Annotated in this window: 5 protein-coding genes and 1 pseudogene; 3 read left to right on the forward strand and 3 right to left on the reverse strand. The window is 66.9% G+C overall.

Annotation, left to right across the window (positions count from 1 at the left end; all coding sequences use genetic code 11):
- Positions 1–126 (reverse strand): helix-turn-helix domain-containing protein (locus FNH09_RS44760; protein ID WP_152895612.1); only part of this gene is annotated, 126 nt, incomplete at its 3' end.
- 676 nt (positions 127–802) lie between these two features.
- Here FNH09_RS44760 and FNH09_RS44770 point away from each other — a divergent pair.
- The 3 genes from FNH09_RS44770 to FNH09_RS44780 all read left to right on the forward strand — a co-directional run bounded on the left by FNH09_RS44770 (position 803) and on the right by FNH09_RS44780 (position 2,538).
- Positions 803–1,195: a hypothetical protein gene (locus FNH09_RS44770; RefSeq protein ID WP_152895616.1), complete on the forward strand. Its 393-nt coding sequence runs from the start codon at positions 803–805 to the stop codon at positions 1,193–1,195.
- 5 nt (positions 1,196–1,200) lie between these two features.
- Positions 1,201–1,869, forward strand: coding sequence for a nucleotidyl transferase AbiEii/AbiGii toxin family protein (locus tag FNH09_RS44775; protein ID WP_202919891.1), 669 nt, complete (start codon positions 1,201–1,203; stop codon positions 1,867–1,869).
- A 417-nt stretch (positions 1,870–2,286) separates the two neighbouring features.
- Positions 2,287–2,538, forward strand: coding sequence for a hypothetical protein (locus FNH09_RS44780; protein ID WP_152895614.1), 252 nt, complete (start codon positions 2,287–2,289; stop codon positions 2,536–2,538).
- Positions 2,539–2,551: 13 nt separating this feature from the next.
- Here FNH09_RS44780 and FNH09_RS44785 read toward each other — a convergent pair.
- Positions 2,552–3,028 (reverse strand): annotated as a pseudogene (locus FNH09_RS44785) (transposase family protein); the annotation flags it as partial.
- Between the two features lie 244 nt (positions 3,029–3,272).
- Positions 3,273–4,499: an IS110 family RNA-guided transposase gene (locus tag FNH09_RS44790; protein ID WP_162470059.1), complete on the reverse strand. Its 1,227-nt coding sequence runs from the start codon at positions 4,497–4,499 to the stop codon at positions 3,273–3,275.
- Positions 4,500–4,520: the final 21 nt, after the last annotated feature.

The following is a 4,520-nucleotide window of genomic DNA, read 5'->3' on the forward strand; positions in this document are numbered from 1 at the left end:
CGCGTGTGCCTCCCGACGGGCCCGAAGACCGTCGTTGAAGACCACGCGGGCGCACCCGAACGCCCTGGCCAGCGCATCACGCTGTGCAGGCTCGGGGTACACCCGGAAGTTGTACCGGAGCTGCATGAGATCAACCTACTGCCCGGCACTGACAACACCGGCCAGGACAGCCTCGCCCTGCAGACCGTTCCGGCCTACCCCGCCCTGAAAGACGAGGCTTGCGCCAGGCCCAGCCGGTCAGGCATCGGGTTGGGTGGTGGTATCGGAGGTGGCGCAGATGGGCCGACGCCTGGAAGGGGTGTACCGACGGCGGGGAGGGGGCCAGCTCGTAGAGGTCCGCCTGTACCAGACGGTCCAGGTCTCCACCTGGGCCATGCTTCCCCAGGACAGTATGGGGCCGATCCTCGATCCCAACGCTCTGCCCAAGCAGATCGCCGAACTGCTCAAGTTCACCGGCGCGTTGAATGTCATCACGCAGCACCGCATCGTGGTGGCTGCCGGCGTGCCGGAGCCCGCCATGACCAGCATCGATACCTTCGATCCACGTCGGTCACGGCGCACAGCCAGTCTCGTCGGTTTCGGCAGGCCCTTCGCCCCGAGGGGTTACCGCCAGAAGTCCCCCTGCCCGGCAGCACCAGATCAGCGGGGCGCGGGGAGGGGACAGAAAGTCACCGGCGCAGGCACCCGGCACTGCGGCAGTGGTGGACCCAGCACCGCCCTCGCTCGGCGCCGCCTCGCTCGTTCCGGAAGCCGACTCGCACGTCATGACCCACGCCACTGCTCCGACGGCCATAATGGAGGCATGCCCGCCAGCCCACAGCACCCCACACCCACGCAGAGCGTACTGTCGGGCGAGGTCGCCGAGGACCTCGCGCTGTACCGGGAGAAGTTCCGGCGGCGTCTGCCGAAGTCGCTGGACGAGTTGCACGGCCCGACCCACGGTGTCGTGGAGCTGCCGCTGCACCTGGCCTGGTCGGGGATGACGTCGTACGACCTGGGCAAACCCCGCCAGCGCATGGGCCTGTACCGCACTGTCCTGCACGAGGGCCTGCGCGACGACCTGCCCCACTACCTCGACCAGGACCTGCTCCTCCAGCTGTGGCCGGTACTGCGCACCCTCGTCGGCCGTACCGTGCGCGCCGTATGGGAAGACGCCTTTCCCGAGCTCGCCTCCCACACCCGGGCAGCCGCGTGACGGACATGCCGGAGCTGCACACGCGGCTCCTGGCAGATGTGATCGCCCTCGGCTCCCCGTATCCCCTGGTCCTCACCGGCGGATACGCCGTGCGGGCACACCGCATCGTGAACCGCCCCAGCCAAGACCTCGACGTTGCCACCGAGAACCCGGCGCCCATGGCCGACATCGCCGCCACGCTCCGCGCCGGCCTGGAGGCCCGTGGGTGGAAGGTGCACGCACTGGAGACCGCCCCGCTGTCCGCCCGCTTCACCGTGACCGACCCAGCCAGCGGGCAGGAATGCGAGGTCGACATCCTCAAGGAGATCTTCTGGCGGCCCATCGCCCAGAGCCCGTACGGGCCCGTCCTCGCGGAGGAGGACGTGATCGGCACCAAGGTCCGCGCGCTCGCCGACCGCGGTGCGCCCCGCGACCTGATCGACGTGTTCGCGGCCTCCCGCCGCTGGAACAACGCCGAGCTCGAGGAGTTCGGCCACCGCCACGCCCGTGGCCGCTTCGAGCACGAGGACCTGCAGGCGAACCTCACCGGCGCAGAGTGGACCGACGACGAAGCCTTCGCCGCCTACGGACTCGACGATGCCACCATCGCCGCTCTGCGCACCTGGGCCGTGGAGTGGGCCGACGACCTCGCAGCCCGGCTCCTCGAAGAGCCCGGTGCCCGAGACATCGACTGATCGAATCCGGACGGGACCACGCAAGCTGCAAACGAGACCGACAGCCGGTCCAGCAGGCCGGGCGGTTCGTCGGGGCGGGCCGGATCGGAACCGGTGAGCTGGCCCAGCCCAGTGTGCATAGGTGCTGCTGACGCAGCAGGCACGGTCTTCCGTTGTGGTGATCAGGGAACTCTACACTCCATGATCACCGGGAGTCGTGCCTGCGCGTATCCGCCGAACCATCATGAATTCACCACCATGGTCAAGTCGGAGCATCAAGCCCATACCTTCTACATCGGGTCGACCGCGGGAACGACGGAGCCGTGATCTTCGGGCGCAGGAGTCGCTCATGGCCACCCCGGTGTGGATGGCTCACCCTACGACCGACAGAGACATTCATCAATGGTCTTCCGTGGCGTAGAGCATGTCGTCATCGTCATGGAATTCCTGATTTCTCCAATCGGGAACTTCTTTATGCGTGAACGTCTGGTCGGAGCCATCCGAGAAAGAGGACAGGATGCCCTGCAAGGTTATCCCTTCACTGTAGAGAAGTCCGCTCGGGTCCGAACTCCAGTTGAACGCATCGCGGAGTGCCAATTCCGCGCGAGGATGTTCTTCGAGGAATCCTTGCAGGACGTGCGGGTTTCTCCTTGCGATCGAATACAATTCATCAGCGATGCGACGCAGTGAGCTGTTTCCAACCTCAGTTTGAGCAGGTCAGATGCAGGGTGAGGACGGCCTGAACCAGGCTGGTGATGCGAGTCGTGGAACATCGCAGTTTGCGCAGGAGTCGCCAGGTCTTGAGGGTGGCCATGGCGTGCTCGACGAGCGCACGGATTCTCGCATGCGAGCGGTTGACAGCCTGCTGACCTGCGGAAAGCGTCTCCCAGCGATCCCAATAGGGCAGCCGTATGGTGCCGCCGGCGCCCCGGTAACCCTGGTCGGCCCAGCACTCCACGCCGGCTTCCTCCAGGGCGTCGATGATGCCGTGGGTTCGCGCGGCCTTGATGTCGTGGACCGCGCCGGGCAGTGCAGGCGATGCCCACACCAGTCGCCCGGCGGGATCGGTGATGATCTGCACGTTCATGCCGTGCTTCTTATGTTTCCCAGAGTAGAAGGGCCGGTCGGCCGCGATTCGGTCGATCGGCAGCAGCGTGCCGTCCAGGATCACGAATGACTTCGGCTCGTTGGGGTGAACTTGCTCGGAGTGTCTAATAGGGCCGGTGTGGTGGTGACCATCGCGCAGCAGATCAGGACTCGCCGAGGCGAGGTTGTCCTAGGCGAGGGCGTGCAAGGGCAGACTGATGCCCCTATGGATGTCAACTGGCGTCGCGCGTAGTAGTTGTGGGATGAGCGGCTCTGACAACGATCGGGTAGAGCTCGCGGGCGATGTAGCGCTTGAGACATCCCATGCCGAAGCGGTGTCAAGCGGTGCTGGGAAGGGTTGCGTGGTGTGACCAGGCGGTGGCCTCGTCGTAGAGGGTGCGAGTTTTGAGGCATCCGTGGAGGATGCCGACGAGGCGGTTGCCGAGCTGGCGCAGGGCAGGGTTGTAGCCGGCATCGCGGGCACGCTGCTTGTCGTAGTAGCGACGGGTACCTGGTGAGCTAAGCGCGGAGAAGGCCTGTTTGTGGAGGGCGTCAGCGAGGCGGTCGTTGCGCGCGAAGCGGGCCTGGACGGTGTGGGTCTTGCCCGAGGCGCGGGTGATCGGGCTGGTGCCGGCGTAGTTCTTGCGGGCCTTTGCGCTGGTGTAGCGGGTGGGGTCGTCCCCGAACTCGGCCAGCACCCGGGCGCCGGTGATCTCGCCGATGCCAGGCATCGACAGGTAGATCTCAGCGTCCGGGTGCGCGAGAAAATGCTCGCTCACCTGCTCCTCCAGCGCGGCTATCTGCTCGTTGAGCGCGATCAGCACCTTCGCGTGCGCCACCACCGCGGCAGCGTAGGCGGCGGCGACCGGTGTGGGGACGCCGAGCTGGCGCTCACGCAGCCCGGCCTGGATCGCTGCGGCTCTCTGCTCCCGGCGATGGCGGCGATGCCGGGCCAGGACAGCGGTGATCTGCTGTTTCGTCAGCTTCGCTGCCTGGTCGGCCGTCGGTGCCTTGATCAGCAGTTCCAGGGCATCGGTGCTGGTCAGCTCCAGCCCGGCGTAAGCGGCCAGCGCGCCGGGAAAGTACTCGCGCAGCGTGCTCCGTAGCCGCTGGAAAGTCCGGGTCCGCTCCCAGATCAGGGTCTGATGGGCGCGGGCGACGACCCGCACGGCCTGGGCTTGCTCGCTGTCCCCGGCCACCGGCCGCAGCTGGGCACCATCGATACGGACCATGTCCGCAAGCGCGTGGGCGTCGCCGCGGTCGCTCTTGGCCCCTGAGGTGCCGTACCGCTCCTTGAACCGGGCCACCTGCTTCGGGTTGATTCCGTAGACCTGGTAGCCAGCAGCGATCAGCGCCTGAACCCACGGGCCCCGGTCCGTCTCGATGCCGACCACCACCCGCACCGGGTCCAGGTCCTCAGCACCGTGCCGAGCGACCAAAGCATGCAGCTTGGCGATACCTTCGACACCCTCCGGCAGCCGGGCGGCCACCAGCCTGCGGCCCGACTCATCCTGGATCTCCACGTCATGGTGGTCTTCGGCCCAGTCGTCGCCGATGAACAGCACCTGCATCCCCGCCCTTCCCCG

Origin of the sequence: Streptomyces adustus (assembly GCF_009377175.1) — a bacterium.
Classification (GTDB): domain Bacteria; phylum Actinomycetota; class Actinomycetes; order Streptomycetales; family Streptomycetaceae; genus Streptomyces; species Streptomyces adustus.